The 23,316-nt window shown below is 47.3% G+C and carries 21 protein-coding genes; 12 read left to right on the forward strand and 9 right to left on the reverse strand.

Annotated elements, in window-relative coordinates:
• Position 1 precedes the first annotated feature (1 nt).
• Both MHN31_RS14135 and panP read right to left on the reverse strand, forming a co-directional pair.
• Positions 2 to 1,036, reverse strand: coding sequence for a sensor domain-containing diguanylate cyclase (locus tag MHN31_RS14135; RefSeq protein WP_194868496.1), 1,035 nt, complete (start codon positions 1,034 to 1,036; stop codon positions 2 to 4).
• Positions 1,037 to 1,182: 146 nt separating this feature from the next.
• Complete coding sequence (gene panP / locus MHN31_RS14140; RefSeq protein WP_194868497.1) at positions 1,183 to 2,811, reverse strand: pyridoxal-dependent aspartate 1-decarboxylase PanP; 1,629 nt, start codon at positions 2,809 to 2,811, stop codon at positions 1,183 to 1,185.
• 314 nt (positions 2,812 to 3,125) lie between these two features.
• On the opposite strand from panP, the gene MHN31_RS14145 reads away from it, so the two are divergent.
• Positions 3,126 to 5,024, forward strand: a complete 1,899-nt coding sequence (locus tag MHN31_RS14145) for a GGDEF domain-containing protein (RefSeq protein WP_194868498.1) — start codon at positions 3,126 to 3,128, stop codon at positions 5,022 to 5,024.
• Between the two features lie 36 nt (positions 5,025 to 5,060).
• Here the strand turns inward: MHN31_RS14145 and MHN31_RS14150 are convergent, their stop codons facing one another.
• The 7 genes from MHN31_RS14150 to rph all read right to left on the reverse strand — a co-directional run bounded on the left by MHN31_RS14150 (position 5,061) and on the right by rph (position 11,212).
• Positions 5,061 to 5,726, reverse strand: coding sequence for an SAM-dependent methyltransferase (locus tag MHN31_RS14150; protein WP_125559092.1), 666 nt, complete (start codon positions 5,724 to 5,726; stop codon positions 5,061 to 5,063).
• Between the two features lie 122 nt (positions 5,727 to 5,848).
• Positions 5,849 to 6,616 (reverse strand): ABC transporter permease, encoded by a 768-nt coding sequence (locus MHN31_RS14155; protein ID WP_125559197.1) that lies wholly within the window; start codon positions 6,614 to 6,616, stop codon positions 5,849 to 5,851.
• A gap of 2 nt (positions 6,617 to 6,618) precedes the next feature.
• Positions 6,619 to 7,539, reverse strand: coding sequence for an ABC transporter ATP-binding protein (locus MHN31_RS14160; RefSeq protein ID WP_010383482.1), 921 nt, complete (start codon positions 7,537 to 7,539; stop codon positions 6,619 to 6,621).
• A gap of 125 nt (positions 7,540 to 7,664) precedes the next feature.
• Positions 7,665 to 8,282, reverse strand: a complete 618-nt coding sequence (locus MHN31_RS14165; protein ID WP_010383483.1) for a flavin prenyltransferase UbiX — start codon at positions 8,280 to 8,282, stop codon at positions 7,665 to 7,667.
• A gap of 4 nt (positions 8,283 to 8,286) precedes the next feature.
• Positions 8,287 to 9,636, reverse strand: coding sequence for a UDP-N-acetylmuramate:L-alanyl-gamma-D-glutamyl-meso-diaminopimelate ligase (gene mpl, locus MHN31_RS14170; RefSeq protein WP_239444543.1), 1,350 nt, complete (start codon positions 9,634 to 9,636; stop codon positions 8,287 to 8,289).
• A gap of 192 nt (positions 9,637 to 9,828) precedes the next feature.
• The gene (pyrE, locus tag MHN31_RS14175; RefSeq protein ID WP_125559088.1) at positions 9,829 to 10,473 is read right to left on the reverse strand and encodes an orotate phosphoribosyltransferase; all 645 of its coding nucleotides are present in this window, start codon (positions 10,471 to 10,473) and stop codon (positions 9,829 to 9,831) included.
• A 25-nt stretch (positions 10,474 to 10,498) separates the two neighbouring features.
• A complete protein-coding gene (rph, locus tag MHN31_RS14180; protein WP_010383487.1) occupies positions 10,499 to 11,212 on the reverse strand; it encodes a ribonuclease PH in 714 nt (237 codons plus the stop codon).
• Positions 11,213 to 11,437: 225 nt separating this feature from the next.
• Between rph and MHN31_RS14185 the strand changes: the two genes are divergently transcribed.
• From MHN31_RS14185 to MHN31_RS14235, 11 genes are all read left to right on the forward strand, one after another.
• Positions 11,438 to 12,298: a YicC/YloC family endoribonuclease gene (locus MHN31_RS14185; protein ID WP_125559086.1), complete on the forward strand. Its 861-nt coding sequence runs from the start codon at positions 11,438 to 11,440 to the stop codon at positions 12,296 to 12,298.
• A 566-nt stretch (positions 12,299 to 12,864) separates the two neighbouring features.
• A complete protein-coding gene (locus MHN31_RS14190) occupies positions 12,865 to 13,842 on the forward strand; it encodes a hypothetical protein (protein WP_125559084.1) in 978 nt (325 codons plus the stop codon).
• 12 nt (positions 13,843 to 13,854) lie between these two features.
• The gene (locus tag MHN31_RS14195; RefSeq protein WP_239444544.1) at positions 13,855 to 14,892 is read left to right on the forward strand and encodes an SPASM domain-containing protein; all 1,038 of its coding nucleotides are present in this window, start codon (positions 13,855 to 13,857) and stop codon (positions 14,890 to 14,892) included.
• A complete protein-coding gene (locus MHN31_RS14200) occupies positions 14,876 to 15,304 on the forward strand; it encodes a hypothetical protein (protein ID WP_239444545.1) in 429 nt (142 codons plus the stop codon). Before MHN31_RS14195 ends, MHN31_RS14200 begins: the two co-directional genes overlap by 17 nt.
• A gap of 173 nt (positions 15,305 to 15,477) precedes the next feature.
• On the forward strand, positions 15,478 to 15,675 hold the full coding sequence (locus MHN31_RS14205; protein ID WP_239444546.1) for a hypothetical protein: 198 nt from the start codon (positions 15,478 to 15,480) through the stop codon (positions 15,673 to 15,675).
• Positions 15,676 to 16,339: 664 nt separating this feature from the next.
• Positions 16,340 to 17,512, forward strand: coding sequence for a MerR family transcriptional regulator (locus MHN31_RS14210; protein WP_239444547.1), 1,173 nt, complete (start codon positions 16,340 to 16,342; stop codon positions 17,510 to 17,512).
• A 110-nt stretch (positions 17,513 to 17,622) separates the two neighbouring features.
• Entirely contained in the window at positions 17,623 to 18,246 is a 624-nt protein-coding gene (gmk, locus tag MHN31_RS14215; RefSeq protein WP_239444548.1) for a guanylate kinase, read from the forward strand.
• Positions 18,247 to 18,410: 164 nt separating this feature from the next.
• Complete coding sequence (gene rpoZ / locus MHN31_RS14220) at positions 18,411 to 18,686, forward strand: DNA-directed RNA polymerase subunit omega (protein ID WP_010383499.1); 276 nt, start codon at positions 18,411 to 18,413, stop codon at positions 18,684 to 18,686.
• Between the two features lie 260 nt (positions 18,687 to 18,946).
• On the forward strand, positions 18,947 to 21,049 hold the full coding sequence (gene spoT / locus MHN31_RS14225) for a bifunctional GTP diphosphokinase/guanosine-3',5'-bis pyrophosphate 3'-pyrophosphohydrolase (RefSeq protein WP_010383500.1): 2,103 nt from the start codon (positions 18,947 to 18,949) through the stop codon (positions 21,047 to 21,049).
• Positions 21,050 to 21,059: 10 nt separating this feature from the next.
• Positions 21,060 to 21,452 carry a RidA family protein gene (locus MHN31_RS14230; RefSeq protein ID WP_010383501.1) on the forward strand — a complete coding sequence of 131 codons (393 nt, stop codon included), beginning with the start codon at positions 21,060 to 21,062 and terminating at the stop codon, positions 21,450 to 21,452.
• Between the two features lie 231 nt (positions 21,453 to 21,683).
• On the forward strand, positions 21,684 to 23,294 hold the full coding sequence (locus MHN31_RS14235) for a FapA family protein (RefSeq protein ID WP_138539327.1): 1,611 nt from the start codon (positions 21,684 to 21,686) through the stop codon (positions 23,292 to 23,294).
• Positions 23,295 to 23,316 lie beyond the last annotated feature (22 nt).

Genomic DNA, 23,316 nt, shown 5'->3' on the forward strand with positions numbered 1-23,316 from the left:
ACTAATAGGCAAGCTGGATCTGGTCACGACCATTCGCCTTGGCACGGTAAACGGCCTGATCGGCCATTTTCAGGGCATGGCTGAATGGCATGCTGGGGTTGACTTCGGCAACCCCAAAACTGGCCGTAACATGGATAAGCGTGTTTTCCTGACGCACTTCCATCTCACGGACCGCAGTACATAACCGGTTTGCTACCATATGTGCATCACTGACCGAGGTTTCAGGTAGTAAGACCACAAACTCCTCACCGCCCAGACGACAAAAACAATCTTCAACGCGCACCACATCCAGACAACATTGAGCAAACTTTTGCAGCACTTTATCGCCCGCATCATGACCAAAATCGTCATTGATCCTTTTAAACCTGTCCAGATCCATCATGATCAGACTCATAGGACGCTCAGTGCGCTGATGACGGCTCATTTCACGCTTGGCGTGCTCCATTAAAAAGCGCCGGTTATTCAGACCCGTAAGCATGTCCTGAAAGGCCATTTTAGTGAGCTTTTCCTGCATTTGATACAACTCGTGTACCAACAAACGCCGACTACAGCAATCCGCGACCATTTCTGTGATCGTTACCTCCCACTCCTGCCACTGGCGTACATCGGCCAGTCCCTCACAACACACCACACCCAGTGCAATACCATTTTTAAAGATGGCAGTATCTAGCATGGTCGCAATGTTATTAGGCTTGAGATAGATATCGGTGAATTCGCAGGTGCGAGGATCTGTACAGGCATTTTCTGCTGCAATCGACTGACCGCTAATAATGGTGGCAAAGTAAACAGGAAAATCATCAATGCTCAGCACCGGTAGCTGGCTTGGCACGGCCTGCCAGTCTGTATTGGCATAATTGAGCAGCTTGCCTGGCTTGTGCATGTCGTCAAATAACCACACCGACACACGATCGACCTGAAGCAAAGATTTTGCCTCAAAAATGATATCATGCAGAAAGCGCTGATGTTCGCCGGAAACATCGACTTCTTGCGAGCTGATCCGCCGCAGTTTTTGCGTGCTCTGGGTTAATCGATTCAAAGGTACTACCAAGTCGCAAAGCTGTTGAAATCAGGCATCATACCAAAGTGATGCCATATCGTTGTCACACTCTAATAGTATAGCGCCTGTCACAAAATGCACTGTTTTCTTTAGTCCGGGCATGCCCAACCCTGAAAACAGACGCACTAAGCCATATATTTTGCCAGGTACTTTTTAAAGACTGGATCGCTCTGTGCTAACCCTTTTTGTTCTGCCAGAATTTCTTTTAGCATCTGCTTGGAAGTCAGAGGATTGGCCAGCACCACTCTGAATACCACGGTAGGCTGATACTGATATTGTGAAGGGGTTAAGCGCGTCCGTGATACAAAAGAGCGGCCTGATTCACGCTGACGCTTCTGCATACTGGCAGTAAATCGGTTCAACGCCGCATAAATGTCGATGCGCTCCTGTTCATCGGCTTGTTCAATCGCCTGACGGATCTGTTTTGGTACATAGCGATAGGTCAGCAGACATAACTCGGGCTCTGAGACCAACTCAAAATCGTCTTCTTCGCGGATCAGGTCTGCAAAAAATTGTGCTTTTTCAATGCCTTTATCGATCAGCATTTCGTACCCTTTGCGGCCTATCACCCGTAAGCATGCATGAACCAGCATAGCCATACCAGGGCGACTGCCCTCAAGTGTATGACTACCCAGGTCTTTTGAACCTTTACGCAAAATGTACTCAGCATGGTGTTCTATGGCATCTGTTGCGGTGGGGTCTTTAAACAGTACTATGCCTGCGCCCATTGGCACATACATTTGCTTGTGCGCATCAATGGTGATCGAATCAGCTAACTCAATGCCTTTAAGCAAATGACGGTAACTCGCTGACAACAAAGTCGCGCCGCCCCAGGCTGCATCAACGTGAAAATGACATCCCAGTTCCTGAGCCAGCGCCGCCATTTCAGGTAAGGGGTCTATGTTGCCCGTTTCAGTAGTGCCGGCCACGCCAACAATCGCCATGACCTTAATACCCTGCTCACTCAGCGTCTGTGCCTTAGCGCGCATCGCCTCAACGTCAACTTTATTGTTCTCATCGGTTTTCACGGCAATGAAATTACTGCGGCCAATGCCCAGAACGTCGGCAGCTTTACCCAACGAGTAGTGACCACGTTCAGACACCAGCACAGCCAGGCCTTTATACCCATAGTGCATCATGGCTGCCATGATCCCTTCACTGGCAAGTCCTTTGAAGTCACCATCCGGCCCCAGCAAACGGTTGCGGGCAATCCACAGAGCCGAAATGTTGGCAATGGTCCCCCCGGAGCAAAATGCGCCGAGTGCAGTCTTGGCACTGTGCATCCACTTTTCATAGAAGGTATCATCTTCGCCATAGGCTAAATGATGCATCATGCCCAGCACCTGGCGCTCCAAAGGCGTAAAGGCCTTTGAAGTTTCTATTTTTACCAGGTTCTGATTCAAACCGACCATCAGCTTTGACAACGGCAGAACAAAATGCGGCAGCGCTGAGGTCATATGCCCGATAAAGCTTGGCGACGCTGTATGTACAGAATGCGCAACCAATTGCTCCATAATATCCTGAGCATAGTCAGAGACAAACATCGGTTCTTCGGGGATCATTGCCGACTGAAAGTCTTTTTCTATCTCATGCAATGGTTTTTCAATTGCTGCGATATTTTCATTCAGAAAGCCCGCCAGATTACTGGAAATTTCCTGCTCTATTACACTTAACGTGGAGCTGGGTGCTTCTGGAACGGTAAAGATACGCATTAAGCTTTCTTCAGAAGCGACTGCACAACGCTTTGGACCCATTTTAATACCTAATCATGCGTGGGTAACTGATGTGGGGAGTTACCTTGCCAAGTTGATACGAAATGACTAACTTTACTGTAAAGTGATGGGAAAGTCTGCAATGCAGTCAAAAAAAATGAACTCTGCTTGATAATTTGATGAACCTCTGATGACACAGCATCGCACAATAAACCCAGTATTTAGTACGATGCATGTAAGGAATAGGGTTCATAAATAAGGCAAATTCGTTAAATATTTTGTCAGCATTGTCAGAAATGGATAGTATTAGGAACAATTCGTCCCACCAAACTAGCAGACTCAAACGGAAACTGACAATGAATAAACGGAATTTTGCGCTTAGGGCCTTATCTCTGACCTGGATAGTCATCGGCTTTGTGGTTTTTATTGCCTCTTTGTCGGCCTATGTGCTTTACACCTATCATCAGACCCGTACCACCATAGTACAAGGGATAGATCAAAAGCTCCTCATGGCAGCCCGCAGTACCCAGCTCATATTGGGAGAAGACTATCATGACCGGCTTAACGAAATTGACAGCGACGAATACCGCCACAAGAGTATGCAGTTATCTCAACTCGCGCAACATCTGGGTGTCGAATACGTGTACGCCATGGTCTATGATGCGCCCTATGTCCGTTTCAGTGCCTCTAGTTACACCCAAAATGATGTCTTACAAGACAAAGTCACGCGCATGCTCGACCTCTACCCCGAGGCGACATCGGTTAACAAAAGCGCATTTCGCTCAACACAGCCGCTATACGAAGTGTCTGAAGACAAGTGGGGCCATTTTAAAACCATTTTTATTCCTCACGTAACACGAGACGGGAAGGTCTATCTGACCGGAGCCGATATTAAAACATCGCACATCCAAACCGAACTGGCAAAAAGCGTTAAAGAAGCCTTGTTTACTGCCTGCTTTTTCTTTGCTGTTGCTTTACTGGTAGCAGGGATGTATTTGCTGATACTGAGAAAAACCCTGACAACCGACCCGCGTACCGGATTTCCCAATCGTCTGGCTTTAGAGCAGGATCTGGCCAAAAACCCCACTCAGCACCTTAGTTTGGCCATTATTGCAATCAACGAGTTGGAAGAGATCGTGAGTTTTTATGGCACCGATGTCGGTGATGAGATCATACGCAGGGTGATGAGCCATTTCAGTGAATTTACCGCACCATTTAAAGTATACCGCCTTGCCACTGCAAAACTGGTGTTATTGAGCGACGCAAACAAAGGAGAGCACTACCTGAGTAGCTTGATCAATGAATTTCCTGCCACAACCCCGATTTTACAGGACCCACATTTATACATTCAGGTAACCGCAGGCATAGCCAGTGGCAATAAACGCCTGCTGTTAGAGAATGCGTTTATTGCATGCCGACAGGCACAACAAAAACAGCAACGGGTATGCATATATGGACAAGATCCAACGCAGATAAAAACCATTCAGGAATCCCACATCGCCATTGCAAAAACAGTTCAAAGTGCTTTTGAACAACACCGCATTCTGCCCTACTTTACGCCACGCATGGGCACTGAGAGCAAAGCCGTCGAGCAATATCATTGCACCCCGAGAGTACTCACAGAGCAGGGCCTTATCTTACGTCCTGAATCTTTCTCAGAAGTGATCCGCCACTCCAGGCTGAGCTCTCAACTAACCAAAGTCATGCTAGAACTGTGCACCGCACATTTTCGAAAATCACATCACGCCTGGAGCATGCAACTGAGCTGGCAGGATCTGGCCGACCCGCAAATCATGGAGTTTATTTTTGCGCAACTCAGGCGCTATCCGCAGCCGGCAAAAATTACCTTTGAACTCGAAGAACAAGAAGTGATTGAACACTTTGCCGACATGCGGGTTTATATCAATGTGCTAAAAAGCAAAGGTGTGAATATCATGGTAGCGTCGAGCAACAGTGGATTGCTGACTATCAGCCGGGTGCTGAAGCTCACCATAGACAGCGTTAAGCTTACTTCCAGCGTTATAGAGCAGCTAAGTGAAGAGAGCGAACTGCATGAATATATTGAACACATTGCCAGGCTCTGCCATGAGCGCCAGATCACTTTGTTGGTAGACGGTGTACAAAGTAAATATCAACTGGAGCAATTGCTAAGCTGCAACGTTAAGTTGGTTGAAGGGAGCTTGATTGGTGCACCTGGCCCACACATCAATGTCAACCAGAGCAATATGGGGAGAGATTTCCAGGCCAGTGCCTGACCTATCACCTGCAATAACACAAGTGATAGGGAAACCTTATAACTGAGCAATCAGCCGGGTACTTTGTTGCCCACTGGCCCAGTACTTACGCTCAAACGGCGTCATGGCTGTGTCACTTTCATAGTTGCTTACCGTTGCCTGAACTCCCGCGAGTGCCAGACTGCGGGCAAACTCCTCTACGTAAATTGCCCAGTTACTGCGTAGTTCAAGTCGTCCCCCCAGCTTCACGATATATGGGAATACCGCCGCTCCATGCCAGCGCCTTTGCAGGTGTTTCGCTTTAGGCCAGGGGTTAGGGTAAAGCAAGTAATGATGACTTGGCTGCCAATTGGCCTCGCAGGCAAGACGCCAGAAATCATTTAGATCTGCCTGAACCAGAATATAGTGACCCGACTCTGTTTGCTTATATTCAATGTCGTGCTTTTCAAGTCGATGCTCTGACTTATCAATACCTATGACCAACGCATTCGGATGTAGTTTGGCTAAATTCGCCGTACTTTCCCCCACCCCACAACAGGAATCCAGAATGATCGGACCATCGAATGCCTGTACTTTCTCATTCACCTGCTCAAAGGCTTGTTGTGTATGCACAGCAATAGGTTTTTTGAATGGCGTGTTGAGGTGCTTTTGTACTACCTCATCTAACTTTTCATGCAGTCCGGTCTGATTACTGGTGATGCTTCTGGAATTGGCGTCTGACATAACAGCGTGTTGTGGCTCGTAGTGTGAAAAATATTACGAGTATTTTATCTCAGTCTGCAAGATTAAGTAAGCGGTTGTGTGGCAGAGTCTTCCCCCTGCCACCTTGCTTGATAGCCTGACCATCAGTGACGCAAGCCGACGCCGCGCTTGATCAGGTTCAGTGCCACTGCAAATAACACGGTGATGAAGCCCAGCAATACACCAAAGGCCAGGGTAATATTGACATCAGACACTCCCAGGAAGCCATAACGGAACGCATTCACCATGTAGATGATTGGGTTTATCTGAGACACCCCCTGCCAGAATTCAGGCAACAAGGTGATGGAGTAAAACACCCCGCCCAGATAAGTCAGTGGTGTCAGCACAAAGGTTGGAATGATACTGATGTCATCAAAGCTATTGGCAAAGACGGCATTGATCAAACCACCCAATGCAAACACAGCAGAAGTCAGCAATACCGTTAATACAATTACCGCCAGGTTGTGAATTTGAATATCCACAAACAGCAGGCTGACCAGAGTCACTATCAGACCCACCAGCATACCCCTCGCCATGCCGCCGCCTATATATCCCAGCACTATGATGTAGTTTGGCACCGGTGCCACTAACAACTCTTCAATGCTTTTCTGGAACTTAGTAGAATAAAAGCTTGATGCCACGTTTGAATAGGAGTTGGTGATCACCGACATCATAATAAGACCCGGCACAATGAACTCCATATAGCTAAACCCGCCCATTTCACCAATTCGTGAGCCGATAAGAGAGCCAAAAATCACAAAATACAAAGTCATGGTAATAGCCGGTGGTACCAGAGTTTGTACCCAGATCCGTAAGAAACGAATGCACTCTTTTATCCAAATACTTTTTAGTGCCACGCCGTAGTTTAAGATTTTCATTCGCTGCGCCCCTGTTCCAACAACCCAACAAACAATTCTTCCAGACGGTTTGCCTTATTTCGCATACTCAGCACGGTATTACCTTGTTCATTCAGCTGGGTAAATACCCCATTGAGCCCCTGAGATTTCGCGACTTCAACTTCCAGCGTATGATCGTCTGTCAGGACAAACTCGTAACCTGCCAAGTTAACCGGATTAATGGGTGCCTTGAGGTCCAGTACAAAGGTTTCTTTGTCCAGCTTCGCCAGCAAGGCTTTAATGGTCGTATGTTCGACAATTTTACCCTGGTCGATAATGGCGATATTACGACACAGCAATTCAGCTTCTTCCAGATAATGGGTAGTCAGAATAATGGTGATACCCTGAGCATTGATTTCACGTAAGAAATCCCACATTGAGCGGCGCAGTTCAATATCAACACCCGCTGTTGGTTCGTCCAGGATCAGCAGCTTAGGTTCATGCATAAGCGCACGGGCAATCATCAAACGGCGTTTCATACCACCTGATAAAGTCCGTGCCTGCTTGTCTTTTTTATCCAGTAAACCCAATTGCTTTAGATATTTCTCGGCACGCTCATGGGCCTGAGCCCTTGGTACACCATAGTACCCCGCCTGATTGACCAAAATCTGATTAAGGGTTTCAAACTGGTTAAAATTGAATTCCTGTGGCACCAGGCCCAGATGAGATTTAGCCGCTTCCAAATCGGTGTCTATGCTTTGGCCAAATACTTCCACCTGACCCGCCGTTTTGTTCACCAAGGATGAAATCACACCTATAGTCGTCGACTTACCGGCACCATTTGGGCCCAGCAGCGCAAAGAAGTCGCCCTGCTCAACCTGTAAATCAATCCCTTTGACGGCCTCAACGCCGTTACTGTAGACCTTACGCAGGCCTGATATATTTAATGCCTTTGTCATGTTATTGTTTTTCCTCACATCCCCATGTTGTTGTTTTCACTTACTTTGTACCAATGCGCTTTGTTACCCAGTCTGGTAAAAAGCGCCACATCTCAGCGCCTGTGATGTATTACCGCTGCTGAGGTTTAGTCGCCGTAGCCCCAGCGCTTTGCTAACCGATGCTCTATGCCCAAATGATCTAAAATACGCGCCACCATGAAATCGACTAAGTCCTCGATACTTTGTGGCTGATGATAAAAACCGGGGGCTGCGGGCATAATGGTGACCCCTAGCCGACTCAGCTTGAGCATATTTTCCAAATGAATGGCACTGAACGGCGTTTCTCTGGGCACCAGGATCAGCTCACCACGCTCTTTGATCACCACGTCGGCCGCGCGCTCCAACAAGTTGTCGGACGCGCCCATGGCAATGGCCGATACACTCCCTGCACTGCATGGGCAGACCACCATTTTCTTAGGAGCCGCAGAGCCCGATGCCACCGGGCTAAACCAGTTGTCTTTACCAAACACCTGGATCTGTCCTGCTTTGGCCTGATAGAGCTCGCTGAGCTGTGCTGTGGCCTTGTCTTCATTACCAGACAATTTGATATTCGATTCGGTGTCCAGCACCACTCGGGCAGCACTGGAGATCAACACATAAACCTGATAATCCAGCGCCACCAGTACTTCGAGTAAACGCAATCCGTAGGGCGCACCCGACGCCCCGCTGAACGCCAGTGTAATCGCTGGCTTAAATTGTGACATAACTTTATGACCTCTTTTCGCGCAGTGCACTTAACACTGCCTCATGGATCCCATTAAACCCACCATTGCTCATGATCAAGACATGCTCACCCGGCTTTGCCTGCGCCGCTACCGCCGCAACAATCTCATCGGTGTTGTGATAGCATTCGTACCCTGCTTGTTGAGCGGCTTCTTGTAATGACCAGCTCAGCTTAGGCGGCTCAAACAACAGCACCTCATCGGCTGCCGCCAGAGAGTCCATCAACGTTTGCTGGTGAACCCCCATTTTCATGGTGTTAGAACGCGGCTCCAGAATCGCTGTAATTCGGGCATCACCCACCTTGGCACGCAATCCGGCCAGAGTGGTTTCAATTGCTGTGGGATGATGAGCAAAATCGTCATACACACAGACTCCATTAACCTCGCCCAGCAATTCCATCCGCCGCTTAGGTGATTTAAACTCACCGAGCGCCTCTATACTGACTGACACAGGAATACCCACATGACGCGCAGCGGCGATCGCCATCAGCGCATTTTTGACATTGTGCTCACCAATGGCCTGCCAACTTACCATGCCCTGGCTTTCGTTGTTCAGCAGCACCTCAAACTGGCTGCCATCTGCTTTGCACAGACGATAACCCCAGTCACCACCAAGCGTTTCTTGCTGGCTCCAGAAGCCTTTGTCTATCACTTCACACAGGGGTTTATCCGCTGCCGGGTAAATTGCTTTACCCTGCGCAGGTAAAGTACGAAGCAAATGGTGGAACTGGGTCTGAATTGCAGCCAAATCAGCAAAAATATCGGCGTGATCAAATTCCAGGTTGTTCATGATCAAGGTTCGCGGCAGGTAATGAACAAACTTACTGCGCTTATCAAAGAACGCCGTGTCATATTCATCGGCTTCAATGACAAAAAACGGGGTATCACTGGTGCGCGCCGATACACCAAAGTTTTGCACTATGCCCCCGATCAGGAAACCGGGACGCAATCCAGCGTATTCCAGTAACCAGGCCAGCATACTGGCAGTTGTCGTTTTCCCATGAGTGCCGGCCACTGCCAGTACCCAGCTGTTTTGCAAAACGTGATGTTTTAACCATTCGGGGCCAGAGGTATAAGGTAAGCCGCGTTCCAGCACATATTCTACACAGGCGTTACCGCGGCTCATGGCATTGCCAATCACCACCATATCGGGTGCTGGGTCCAGCTGGGCCGGATCGTAGCCTTGGGTTAATTCAATACCAAGCGACTCCAGCTGAGTGCTCATAGGGGGATAAACGTTTTGATCGGATCCCGTCACCTTATGGCCCAGCGACTTTGCAATGGCTGCAATGCCACCCATAAAGGTGCCGCAGATCCCAAGAATGTGAATATGCATGATTTTATTAATTAATTAGCTGACTAACCCGCTTAGGTTATCATACTCGCCTGAACCTTGGCTGGTTTTATGAGCAGAACCACACAAAACACTTTTGCAGCTGGTGCAAAGTCACTGCTACAGACATGAAAAAACCGGCTTAAGTGCATCACCTAAGCCGGTTTTTAAATACAATTTTAACGAGCTACTTAATTAAGCAACACCGTACTGGTCACGATACGCTTTAACCGCTTCCAGGTGCTCAGCCATATCACCTTGTTGCTCAAGATAAGTGATCAAATCAGCCAATTTTACGATAGACACCACAGCGGTGTTAAAGTCGCGCTCAACTTCCTGAATAGCAGACAGCTCACCTTTGCCTTTTTCCTGACGATCAAGGGCAATCAACACCCCCGCCAGATCAGCGTCATTGGCAGCGATGATTTCCATCGACTCACGGATAGCCGTGCCCGCCGTGATCACATCATCCACCAGCATGATACGACCTGTCAGCTCAGAGCCTACCAGGTTACCACCTTCACCGTGCTGCTTTTTCTCTTTACGGTTAAAGCAGTAAGGTACGTCTTTGTCATAATGATCTGCCAGTGCAACAGCCGTGGTCGTCGCAATTGGGATCCCTTTATATGCCGGACCGAACAGGACATCGTAGGCAATGCCAGCATCTTCCAGTGCGGCTGCGTAAAAACGACCTAAACGCGCCAAGTCACGGCCGGTGTTGAACAATCCTGCATTGAAGAAATAAGGGCTGGTACGGCCAGATTTAAGCGTAAATTCACCAAACTTCAGCACCTGCTTTTGTAGGGCAAATTCAATAAAGTCTTTTTGATACTGTTTCATGCGATACCTTCTTATTTACTTATACTTATGCCAGAGCCTGTTTTTGCAGGTCAATGATCTCACGGATTGAATGCTTGGCCAGTGCCAGCAGCTCATCCAATTCTTCAAATGAGAAAGGTTCGCCCTCGGCCGTGCCCTGCACTTCAATCAGTTTGCCGGTTTCCGTCATGATCACGTTCATGTCGGTCTCAGCTTCTGAATCTTCCAGGTATTCCAGATCGGTAATGGCCTCGCCGTTGTAAACACCCACTGAGATAGCTGCAATCATAAACTTCAGCGGGTTAGCATTGATCATGCCCTTGGCACGCATGTGCGTCAGTGCATCAACCAGTGCCACACAAGCACCGCTGATAGATGCAGTACGTGTACCACCGTCTGCCTGTAACACATCACAATCGATGGTAATGGTGTTTTCGCCCAATGCGCTCAGATCAACCGCAGCACGCAATGCACGGGCGATCAGACGTTGGATCTCCATGGTACGTCCGCCCTGCTTACCTTTTGCCGCTTCACGGCCATTACGCGTGTGAGTAGAACGCGGAAGCATCCCGTATTCTGCAGTGATCCAGCCTTTGCCCTGGCCTTTCATAAAACGCGGTACACCCGCTTCAACCGTGGCAGTACACAACACCTTAGTGTTGCCGAACTCAACCAGCACCGAGCCCTCGGCATGCATAGTATAGTTACGTGTAAAAGTTACCGGTCTGATTTGATTTGCAGTTCTTTCGCTTGGACGCATCCACCTTCCCCTATCATCAAAGTTTCGCGATATTATAAAGGGTTCCCAACCGCTATGCCATGCGGATCGCGAATAATTCACACCCAGCCACTAGAGCTGGGCGATGTTTCAGCTATAATGGCGATGTTTCGTTCATGGCGATGTGTGTGTTCACCAACGACAGCGCTGTACCTTAGGTAGCCACATGCAGACACGCCGCAACCTTAAATTAAATTAGGAACTTATATGATCCATAGTATGACCGCTTATGCCCGTAAAGAGATCAAGGGCGACTGGGGCACCGGTGTGTGGGAGATCCGCTCCGTCAACCAACGCTATCTTGAAACCTTTATCCGCGCACCGGAACAGTTCCGAGGCCTGGAACCGGTCATTCGCGAGCGCCTGCGCAAACACTTACAGCGCGGTAAAGTGGAAGTATTTTTGAAGTTCACCGCCAACCCGGCGCACGTAGGTCAGCTGTCGATCAACGAAACCCTGAGTAAACAGCTGATCGAAAATGCCAAGTGGGTCCAGTCGCACAGCGGTGGCGAGATCAACCCAACAGACATCCTGCGCTGGCCAGGCGTCATGGAAGCCGAAGAGGTAGATCTGGACACAGTGAACAGCGAGCTGTTAAAAGGCTTTGATGCCCTGGTTGAAGAATTTAAAGCAGCGCGCGCAAGCGAAGGTAACAACCTGGAAACCATGATCACCACCCGCCTGGATGGTATTCTAGAGCAGGTTGCCGTTGTTGAAGGTCACATGCCAGAAGTGGCTAAATGGCAACGTGAAAAACTCACCGCCAAGCTGGAAGAGCTGAAAGCCGAAATCGATGAGAGCCGCCTGGAACAAGAGCTAATCTACCTGGCACAAAAACAGGACGTGGCAGAAGAACTCGACCGCCTCAAGTCACACGTTAAAGAAACCCATAAAATCCTAAAAAAAGGCGGCGCCTGTGGCCGACGCCTGGATTTTATGATGCAAGAGTTCAACCGTGAGTCCAACACCCTGGCGTCTAAGTCCATCAATACCGAGATCACCAACGCCGCCGTTGAACTCAAAGTACTAATTGAGCAAATGCGCGAGCAGATCCAGAATATTGAGTAAGATTTTTTAAATATTTGGACTTACTTAAGCTTACTAAGCCCCTGTAAATAGGGGCTTTTATATTTCAGCAAAGTTTACGCCACCCTACTAGATTATAAATTCTCAGTGACTGTTCTGTCCGTACAGCTTTGCTGCGGCACTTATTACTGAATGGCTCTTCCAAAGTCTCTCGAATATAGGACATTGGTCACTTTTCAAGTCCACATATACTTAATTGTTACATCCTCATTTTGCTCAAATGAGTAAAATTCATCTCCTTTATTGTTGTTTTGACACTATGGTTCTGGCTAACAAATCCCTGTACTCGTCAAGCCGAAACTCTGCACGAAAATAGCATACCGGCATCAAGACCCTGGAAAACAACGCAACAACATTAAAAATAAATCCCCCTAGTAAACCTCTAATCACACATAAAGAAACCACATAAATTCACATAATCCAACAAGGATACCTGACCCAAAACATGTGAAATATTAATGACAAATATGTTTACTTTAAGTTACCGAGTGGCTAGTCTTGAATTTAGTTTTTCTAATATACTACTGTCACTCAAAGGAATTGTTCTTATGTCAAAACCATCAAAGAAAAAGTCATTAACGCTAGCTGGAGCATCACTAATCATCCCCGTCCAGGCTATTTCAAATGAAGGAAACACACTTTACGGTGTACCAGACAGCCTGAAAGAATCTGTCGAATTAAATGAAAGTAGTAATACGTTAAGGATAAAAGTCAAAGACTCACAGTTTTCAGATATTGAGAGCCAAATTGATGCACTTATACTACGATTATATGAAGATCCCGATTTCGCCTCAGACTTTTCTTTGAACAAGTCAGATATATATAGAAAAATGGGTATCAATGAGAAGCAGGTTGAGTCTGATCCGAACATTAAGTTATTAGAGCTAATATCTTTACCTGAATTCAGAAGCGCAACTCAAAGGCAGGACTTTGAGCAGCTCCTTTATATAATGATTGATAATGGATTGATAGGAAAAGACGACTTCAGCTCACTGGAAAATAAATACACAAGTTTCTTGCAAGAAAACAAATCAACATATGAAGAGCTGTTTAACAAAAATGGATTATCAAATTTATCTCAAATGCCCGGAAATTTAGACCCCCAAGCTTGTGTTACATGCATATCATTTGCAGCGGTTGCAGTGAACGTTGCCGCAGCCACAAATGTTGTAGCAGCCGTTGTTGCTGTTGTATACGCAGCGGTGTATGTATGGGGAAGCCCCTGTGATGGTGCACCTGAAAGCCTTGAAGATAATAATAGGTTTGGGAGCGTCGCTTTAACAGATAAAAACATTGCGAACAACACAAGTACAGCTTTAAATGCAGCGCATTTAGCGGGGATGAATGGGTTTGAGAAATATATATACAGAGATCTTGCCAAGCTAGAAATAAAAGCATTTTATAACGCGGCATTCAATATTGGCTTAATTGAAAATGAAGAGACTCTTGCACTCATAATAGAAGGCGCATTGAGGGAAGTTGACTCCTCCATTGAAGTTTCAAAGCATATCGAAAAATGCCAATAGGTAGGTATAAGAATGGCTATACCATCACCAAAAACACTCACAATACTGCCAACCTACCGCTGCACAGCGGCATGCAAAGAGTGCTGTTTTGAATCGAACCCAAACTTGAAGTCAAGACTAACTCTGGAAGAAATGTCCAGCTGCATTAATGAAGCTGTATCTACATTTCCTCAACTTGAAAACGTTGTGTTTAGTGGAGGAGAGTGCTTCACATTAAAAGATGATTTATTTAGCTCAATTTCTCTGGTTTCATCTTATGGTTTAAAAAGCAGATGTGTCACCAATGGTTACTGGGCCAAGAAAGAAAGTAGCGCGATGAAAATAGCGAAAGCACTTTCAGATTCTGGTTTATATGAAATTAATTTCAGCACGGGCTTGGACCATCAGGAATATGTAGATGAAAAGTCAATCATAAATGCTGTTAAAGCTTGTGCAAGCTTTAATATAACACCACTAATAATGGTTGAAAAGGACTCTGAAGACTCCAGATGTAGAGCATCTCTTGAAGAAAATGCAGAAATTAAATCTTTATTAGATAACAATAAGCTCACAATAAGTAGTAATACATGGATGCCTTTTCAAAAAGATTATGTTGATCGAGGATTCCAAATTTCACCTGAAGAACTTGAGACAGGGTGCAATCAGGTTTTTGAGAATATCGTCATTACACCACACGGCAGGGTTTCAAGCTGCTGCGGACTGACATTCGAACATATAAAAGAGATGAAGATTGGCCACATTTTCGAGAATGAGTTTTTAAAAAAAGCTCACCAATCGCAACTCGAAGACTTTTTGAAAATATGGATAAAGGTAGATGGTCCTGCTAAAATCATTTCCCTACTCATGGGTGACGATTACGCTGAAAGCAATATTGGGACCGTCAGCCATAATTGCCAGGCTTGTGTATACTTGCACAAAGATAAACAAATAATCGCTAAGCTAAAGCAGAGGTATGCGGAATTTTTGCCGAGTGTGATGTTCAGGTATAAGGCTAAAATTCGAGTAGACTCACGTTTAGAGCATAGGAGCAGACATGGAAGATTATTATAATGTTCAGTATGGCTTTTCATTTTTATATATAATTTGCCTAGTTATTTTTATTGCGCTCTTTATAATAAAAACAAGTACTATTACATCATACTTCTTATTTGCTATCTCTGTAACAATTGCTGTGAACTTTTATAGTCTAAGCATAACTATTGCAAATAGCACAATAAGCTGGAAGATGGGAATTGGTTTTATTTCAGGCACTGTTGATATTGAGCAAATTGAACACGTTGACTCCGTAACTAACCCTTGGTATTCAGGCTGGGGGATCAGAGAGATTAGCAATGGTAAACTCTACAATGTGTCAGGGTTTGAGGCCGTGCATATCACATTAAAGAATGGTAAGAACATTCGTTTGGGAACAAATGAACCCGACAAACTTCAATCTGCGATCCAAAATCAGCTACCTCAATAACTAACGTGGCAACAACCCTTAATCCCTTCCCTGGTTTTGCGGTGAGTTCAAATAAGTGTTCTCACCCAAAGCCCAGTATTCATAGTAGAAGAGCTCTTCCATTCGAAGCGTAAAATGGATTAAAAACTAAGCTAATCGAATACCTCAATATATCGCCATTGCAGAAATACGTAGTGATTAGTCAGGATGTCACCGACGAATCCATTTACCGCAAAAGCGATGGCTGGCGCTCTGTGCATCACTTTATAGGCGAAGAGATACATCTTGACTCCATTGACTTCACGGTTGAGGTTGAGGTTATATATCTGCGCGTACAAAACGAAGATATGCAAACCTATCTGGCAGAGCAAAACGCCGCTGACCCCGAGTAATTTGTTTGAATGCCATCCATTAACGACTGGTTTCTTATGCAACTCTCCCAAACTGAAGCACTATTACATTGTCCAGTGCGATCTCTACTTCGCAGCCAATTTATGTATATCTTCATGAAAAAAGCGCTGAATGCACTTTTTGTTTTAGCAATTAAGCAGGCTTTAGCCACCACAGCTCTTTTTAGGATCCGGGTGAGCCTCCTGAACTCTGTCTGGTAAATCAGGGCTCCCCCATGAACCATGCACTTTTTCAGGCTTTCTGTTTGTAATTGCTTCATAATTGTCTGACATCCTCCATTCGTCGTTATTTAGATGGATTACCCGCCCTCTGCATAATGATGTCGATTACTATCATAAACGTTATTGTCCAAAGGTATCGCCCAAATTTTTAGTTTCCTGCTCGCTAATAAGCCTTTTCACGTTCTACAAATTACTCTCTGGAATTTGCCGTCATTGAGTACGCAAATAACGCTAAACTAATTCATCATGTGAAACAGCAACATCAGTTTATCTCGCACATATAGCTTGAGCGGCAAACCTTACTTTTTCTTTGCCCTTGCCCATTGACCTGTCTATAACTTCATAGTTTATCGTTTTCGTTTGTTACAGCCTGACTGCGCTTATTTTTGGCCAGTCTGGCATACATAAAGAGGAGCCGCATTTAATGTATCGGATTTCGGAATTGGCGGCACAACTGGGTTTAGCGCGTTCTACTTTGTTGTATTACGAAAAGCGCGGGTTGATCTGTGGCAGACGGGCCAGCAATGGTTATCGGGTTTATGGCGAGCTGGACTTACAAAAGCTCAGACTACTGCAGCAACTACAGGCTGGCGGACTGACGCTGAGTGAATGCAAACAGGCGCTGGAGGCCAGGCTAGATCGCACCGTACTCAGCAACAGGCTCGCTGAGCTGGAAACCGAAATTGCACATAAGCAGCAGGCGCATACTTTGTTGTCTGCGCTGCTTGGGCGCGGTTCACTGCGCGACTGGCATGCACAGGCCGATAAACTGGCACCCGATGCACACAGAAACTGGCTTGAACAACAGGGGTTTGATGAACAACAAACCCTGTACTTAAAATGGTTATCAAAAGACATGAACGAACACGATACTTATATGGCCGACTTTATGGCGGTCTTTCATCGGCTGGAACGCTGGGGACCCGGCAGTAATACCGATACACGCAAGGCGTTAACGCACATTCCTTTTACACCGCACACCGTGCTGGATATTGGCTGTGGTAAGGGCTTTGCTACGGAGTTACTGGCACAACAGACACAGGCGCAGATCACGGCAGTGGATAATGAAGCTCAGGCAATCGACAGCCTGGCGGCGCGACTAAAACACGCGGAACTGGACGAACGTGTCACCCCTCTGTGTGCCAGTATGACTGCTTTGCCCTTTCAGAGCGGCAGTTTTGATCTGCTCTGGGCTGAAAGCTCCGCCTATATAATGGGCTTTGAAGCGGCGCTGAATGCCTGGCGCCCGCTTCTGCGTTCAGCCGGTTGCCTGATGGTCAGCGATCTGGTGTGGTTAAACGAGACGCCCTCTCAGGAGGCAATCACCTTCTGGCAACAGGAATACCCGGATATGCAAACAGTTGCTGTACGGCTCGCACAGATTGAGCAGGCCGGTTTTCGGGTCTTGAGCCACTTTACGCTGAGTGAGCAGGCCTGGACAGACTATTATGGACCACTCAAAGCTGAAGTTGAACAACGACTGAGCCACCAGCCAGATTCCGCTGCGCTTCAGGACATGGCCCGGGAAATTGCCATCTACGAGCGTTACCTGGGCGAGTTCGGCTATCAAATGTTTGTGCTGCAACGCAGCGATTGAACACGGTGAGGCTGGTAAGTTAGGTGATATGGCTTTAAAATAACTCTTTTGGACAACCAGCGGTGTGACCACATTCACATCGCTGTACTGCAACCCTATAGGTCTGACGTATGCCACATCAAAATCGCGGTAATTTGTTTATTCTTTCAGCGCCCTCTGGTGCCGGAAAGTCAAGTTTGATTAAAGCCCTGCTGGAAAGACAAGATAAAGTCAGGGTCTCGGTGTCACATACAACTCGCGCGCCTCGCCCGGGTGAGAACAATGGCGAGCACTACCACTTTGTTTCTGTGAATGAGTTTAAAACACTTATCAACCAGAATGACTTTTTCGAATGGGCGCAGGTTTTTGATAACTACTACGGCACCTCTAAACAAGCCATCGAAAACCAGCTTGCACAAGGTATTGACGTATTCATGGACATTGACTGGCAAGGTGCCCGTCAGGTTCGTGAACTGCTGCCTGAAGTAAAAACCATCTTCATTCTGCCGCCGTCAAAGCAGGCACTGGAAGAGCGTTTAAACAACCGTGGGCAGGACTCTCAGGAAATCATTGCCTCGCGTATGGAGCAGGCCAAATCTGAATGCTCTCACTACAATGAATTCGACTACCTGCTGGTCAACGATGACTTTGAGACTGCCCTGAATGAACTGGAGCACATCGTCGTGGCTGCACGTCTGGAGCTGAAAAAGCAACAGGTGAGCCAGCAGGCTTTGATAGCAGAACTGCTGAAGTAAGTCACATCCGCGGCTGACTGTTCCGTGTTTCGCACTGGCTGCAAAGATTGCAGCCACATAAAGCCGTAACGACCCGATATTTTTTAACCATGTACTTGGCGAATCCGGCGCTTTTTAGTAGACTAGCCCTTTGCTAAATGTATTGAATTTTTTGGAGTGCTTCGATGGCTCGCGTAACAGTAGAAGACGCAGTAGATAAAATTGGTAACCGTTTCGACCTAATTCTTGTTGCAGCGCGTCGCGCTCGTCAGATTGCAGTCGGTGGTAAAGACCCTCTGGTTGAAGCTGAAAATGACAAGCCAACCGTAATCGCATTGCGCGAGATCGAAAAAGGCATGGTCACCAGCGATTCACTGGACATGATCGATCGCGAAGAGCAACAAACTCAGGAAGCTGCAGAGCTTGCTGCTGTTGCTGCAATTGTGGGTGGCAATCGCTAATCCACTGCGACCAGTACGACAATAACGCCAGCTTTATAGCTGGCGTTATTGTTTCTGCAGCACAGGTCACTGAACACCTCTATCTAGACTAATAAATGTGTTAGTCGATTGGCTTCGACGTCAATTCATCGTATATTCAGTACTTAACTTATTATTAATACCAATCAAATGTCATAACAACCAAGGTAAAGGTGTTATAGCCTGACTGCAGGTAGGTTAATACGCATTTGATATAACTTCGCTGGAACATTGGAGTGTGAATGTATCTGTTTGAAGGCTTAAAGAAAAAAATATCAGAGTATCTGTCACCCGAAGATGTGGAACTGGTGCAAAAAGCCTACGTGGTTGCCCGCGAAGCGCATGAAGGGCAAACCCGCTCCAGCGGCGAGCCTTATATTACTCACCCGGTTGAAGTCACCCAGATCCTGGCCAGCATGAAGCTGGACCACGAAACACTGATGGCAGCATTGATGCATGATGTGATTGAAGACACCGACTTCAGCCAGACCGATCTGGCCGAAATCTTCGGTGATACAGTTGCCGAACTGGTGGCGGGTGTCAGTAAGCTGGACAAACTCGACTTTAAAGATAAAAAAGAGTTTCAGGCCGAAAACTACCGTAAAATGATCATGGCCATGACCCAGGATATCCGGGTGATCCTCATCAAACTGGCCGACCGCACCCACAACATGCGCACGCTGGGCTTTTTACGTCCGGAAAAACGCCGCCGGATAGCCCGTGAAACCCTGGAGATCTTCGCGCCTATCGCCAATCGTCTTGGTATCCATGACATTAAGAACGAACTTGAAGACCTTGGCTTTGCGGCCTTATACCCGATGCGTCACAGAGCACTAAAATCAGAAGTGGCCAAAGCGCGGGGTAACCGTAAAGAAGTGATCAGCAATATCCAGTCAGAGATAGAGTCTCGTCTGGAAGAAGCTGGCATTGATGCATCGGTCAGTGGCCGTGAAAAGCACCTGTACAGCATTTATAAAAAGATGCTCAACAAAGAGCTGCTGTTCAACGAAGTGATGGACATTTACGCTTTTCGCATCAACGTCAACAGCATAGATACCTGCTACCGGGTATTAGGTGTGGCGCACAACCTGTATAAGCCCATAGAAACCCGTTTTAAAGACTACATTGCTGTACCTAAGACCAATGGTTATCAGTCACTGCATACCTCTTTGGTTGGGCCGCACGGTATTCCGGTGGAGATCCAGATCCGCACCCATGATATGGATCACATGGCTGATAAAGGGGTTGCGGCGCACTGGATGTACAAAAAGTCTGGCGACACAGCGGGCCATACCGCACAGCAACGTGCCAGACAATGGATGCAAAGCCTGCTTGAATTGCAACAAAGTGCCGGTTCATCGTTTGAATTTGTCGAAAACGTAAAGACCGAGCTGTTCCCGGAAGAAATTTATGTCTTTACGCCGGATGGCCGCATCATCGAATTACCCATGGGTGCAACGGCTGTCGATTTTGCCTATGCCGTTCATACCGACGTAGGGAACACCTGTGTTGGCGCGCGCGTCAACCGTAAGCCTTATCCGCTCAGCAAAGCGCTGGACACAGGGCAAACTGTCGAGGTGATCACCAGCTCTGGCGCGCACCCCAATGCCACCTGGTTAAACTTTATTGTCACAGGTAAAGCGCGTCTGGGCGTACGTAATTACCTTAAGAGCCAGCACCAGGAAGAGTCTATCCTGCTGGGTCGACGCTTACTTGACTCCGCACTGGGTGAGCATAAGCTGGATGATATTCCAACCGAACAGATAGACAGAGTACTGGAAGAGCATGACCTAAACACCGTGCTTGAGCTGTTAGTGGAAATTGGCAACGGCAACATCATGAGTATGCTGGTTGCAAAACGCCTGCTACAAGCCGATGATGAAATCGAGAGCCTGGCACAAAAAGCCAAAGCGCCGATCATTGGTACAGAGGGTATGCTGGTGACTTATGCCAAGTGTTGCCGGCCTGTCCCGGGTGATGACATCACCGCCTATGTTAGCCAGGGCAAGGGCTTAATGGTCCACCGTCAGGAATGTAAAAACATTAAAGGCTGGCAAAATGAACGTGCCAAGTACTTTGTGGTAAAGTGGGAAGATAACCCCGAAAAAGAATACATCGCAGCACTGCGGGTTGAGATCATCAACCACCAGGGTGCGTTGGCCAAATTAACCAATGTGGTTGCAAGCACACAAGCCAATATAGTGGAGATTGCAACCGAAGAAAAAGAGAGCAACCTGTACGTGATTGATCTGGGTGTTACCGTCAAAGACAGGATCCACGTTGCAAATATTATGCGCCGGATCCGGGTAATGCCAGATGTACAACGTGTAACCAGGAAGCGATAAAGGAAAGACAATGAATAAAGCCATTATTTCAACCGATCAGGCGCCGGCAGCAATCGGCACCTACAGTCAGGCAGTTAAAGTCGGTACGGCGGTTTACCTTTCGGGGCAGATCCCTTTGGTGCCTGAAACAATGGAAGTGATCTCAGAAGACTTTGCAGAGCAAACACAACAGGTATTTAAAAACCTGACTGCCGTGTGTGAAGAAGCGGGCGGCCAATTGCAGGACATGGTCAAGGTTAACATCTTCCTGACTGACCTAAGCAACTTTGCTACCGTCAATGAGATCATGAGTCAGCACTTTAAAACGCCCTACCCGGCGCGTGCTGCTATCGGCGTAAAAGAGCTGCCTAAGGGCGTACAAATTGAGATTGATGGCATCATGGAGCTGCCTTCAACCAACTAAGACACCGAGTGTATTAGTTATATTACTCAAGCCCGCTTAATGCGGGCTTTTACTTATCTGTACAATGATTTTTCATGCGCTTAACTTTGATCTTAAACACTTGACCGCATACTATTAATTTAGCAATCTGGTGTTATACGAAGCACTTTGTGCAATCTTGGTAACGCCGCATTTTTTGGCAATTTGAGGTATTCATTATCGTAGTTGGTTTAAAGCAATAAGGATAAGCCTGTGTTTAAACTCGCAAAAAATGGCAATATATTGATGGACGTCGCGGCTGCGTCGCCCCCCAGTGCAGCGTTTGTGGTTGAAGCACTCGAGCGCTCACCCTATGCTGACTGCGCAATTGATCATGAATCCATTGCCGCTTACTTCAAACAAGATACGCCTGTCACTCAGCTGATTGTGGCACAACAAAAAGATGCCCATATCGAAGTCGCATTGAGCGACGACAAAATGCAGGCCATCGCCAAACTCACCACCGCACAGGGTGGTAAAATGATCAGCCTGGAGGATGCCAAGCGCGCCATAGTCAAAGTCGGTGTCACCCGGGGCTACAAACAAGTCTATCTGGAAAACTTGCTCAAACAGCAACTGGAGTCTCTGCCAGGCACAGAAGTCACAGGCATCGTTGCTCAGGGGCGTCCGCCCGAAAATGGCATACCTGCCAAGCTGATGCCACATGTACAAACGCTTAAAGAACGCCTGAAACAACCCAAGTTACGTGAAGACGGCACCGTTGATATGCGCGATTTTGGCGCACTGGCCAGTGTTGCACCCGGCACCTTACTGGTCACGCAAAGGCCGGCAACCCCAGGCAAAGAAGGCTTTACGGTTACCGGAGACAGCATTGCACCTAAGCCCGGAGATAGCTTTCAGCTGGTTGCCGGTGAAGGTACCGAGATTTCCCCAACCAATCCCCTGCAGCTGATCTCAACCATTGCTGGTTGTCCGTCCGATGTGCCGAATGGCATGCGGGTAGACGATATCTTTACCATCAGTGACGTCAACGTACGCAGCGGCCACATTGAATTTAGCGGCAGTGTGCTGGTTACCCATAATGTCGACCCAGGCATGAAGATCAAAGCGCACGGCGATATCACCGTCATGGGGACCGTAGAATCGGGAGAATTAATTTCCGATGGCAACATCGAAGTACGTGGCGGTGTGATTGGTCACCTGGATCATCGCAACGACGATCAGGGGCTCACCTGCCGTCTGATTGCCAAAGGCGATGTCCAGATCACCCATGGTCAATACACCTATCTGGAAGGGCAGAATGTCTTTATCCAGAAACAAAGTAATCACTGTGATATCAAAGCACGTAACCTGTTACAGGTTGGCCTGGACGAATCCCCTAAGGGTAAGTTGGTCGGCGGCACCATTTTTGATGCCAAGATGCTGGTGGCGGGCGAAGTAGGCAGCAGCTCAGGTGCGACCATGGCTGTTTATCTGGCACGCAGTGGCATGGAGATAACGGAACGTACCGATCTGTGCCTTAAAGAACTGACTCTGACCGATGAGCAGATCACCAATCTGCAAAAAGCGGTCGAAAAAGCCGATAACGTAAAGGATGCTGAAAAGAAAAAAACCTTGCTGGCCAAAATCGGCGCGACACAAGAACACTATTGTAAGCAGGCCGAAGCGCTGGAACATCAGCTGTCAGAATTAGACCATACTCTGCATGATTTACTCGATAACACCCAGCTGGTGGTGAACACCTCTTTGCACTCAGGTGTCGAGATCCATATTTTCGATAAGGTCTATAAAACCACCCGCAGTTACCCGCCGTGCAGCGCCAGACTGCTCGAAGGCAAAATAGAAATTGAATTTAAGATGTAAGGGAGCCCCTTGAGGCTCCCTT

It is taken from the genome of Pseudoalteromonas sp. McH1-42, from assembly GCF_022347845.1.
GTDB classification, from domain to species: domain Bacteria; phylum Pseudomonadota; class Gammaproteobacteria; order Enterobacterales; family Alteromonadaceae; genus Pseudoalteromonas; species Pseudoalteromonas rubra_D.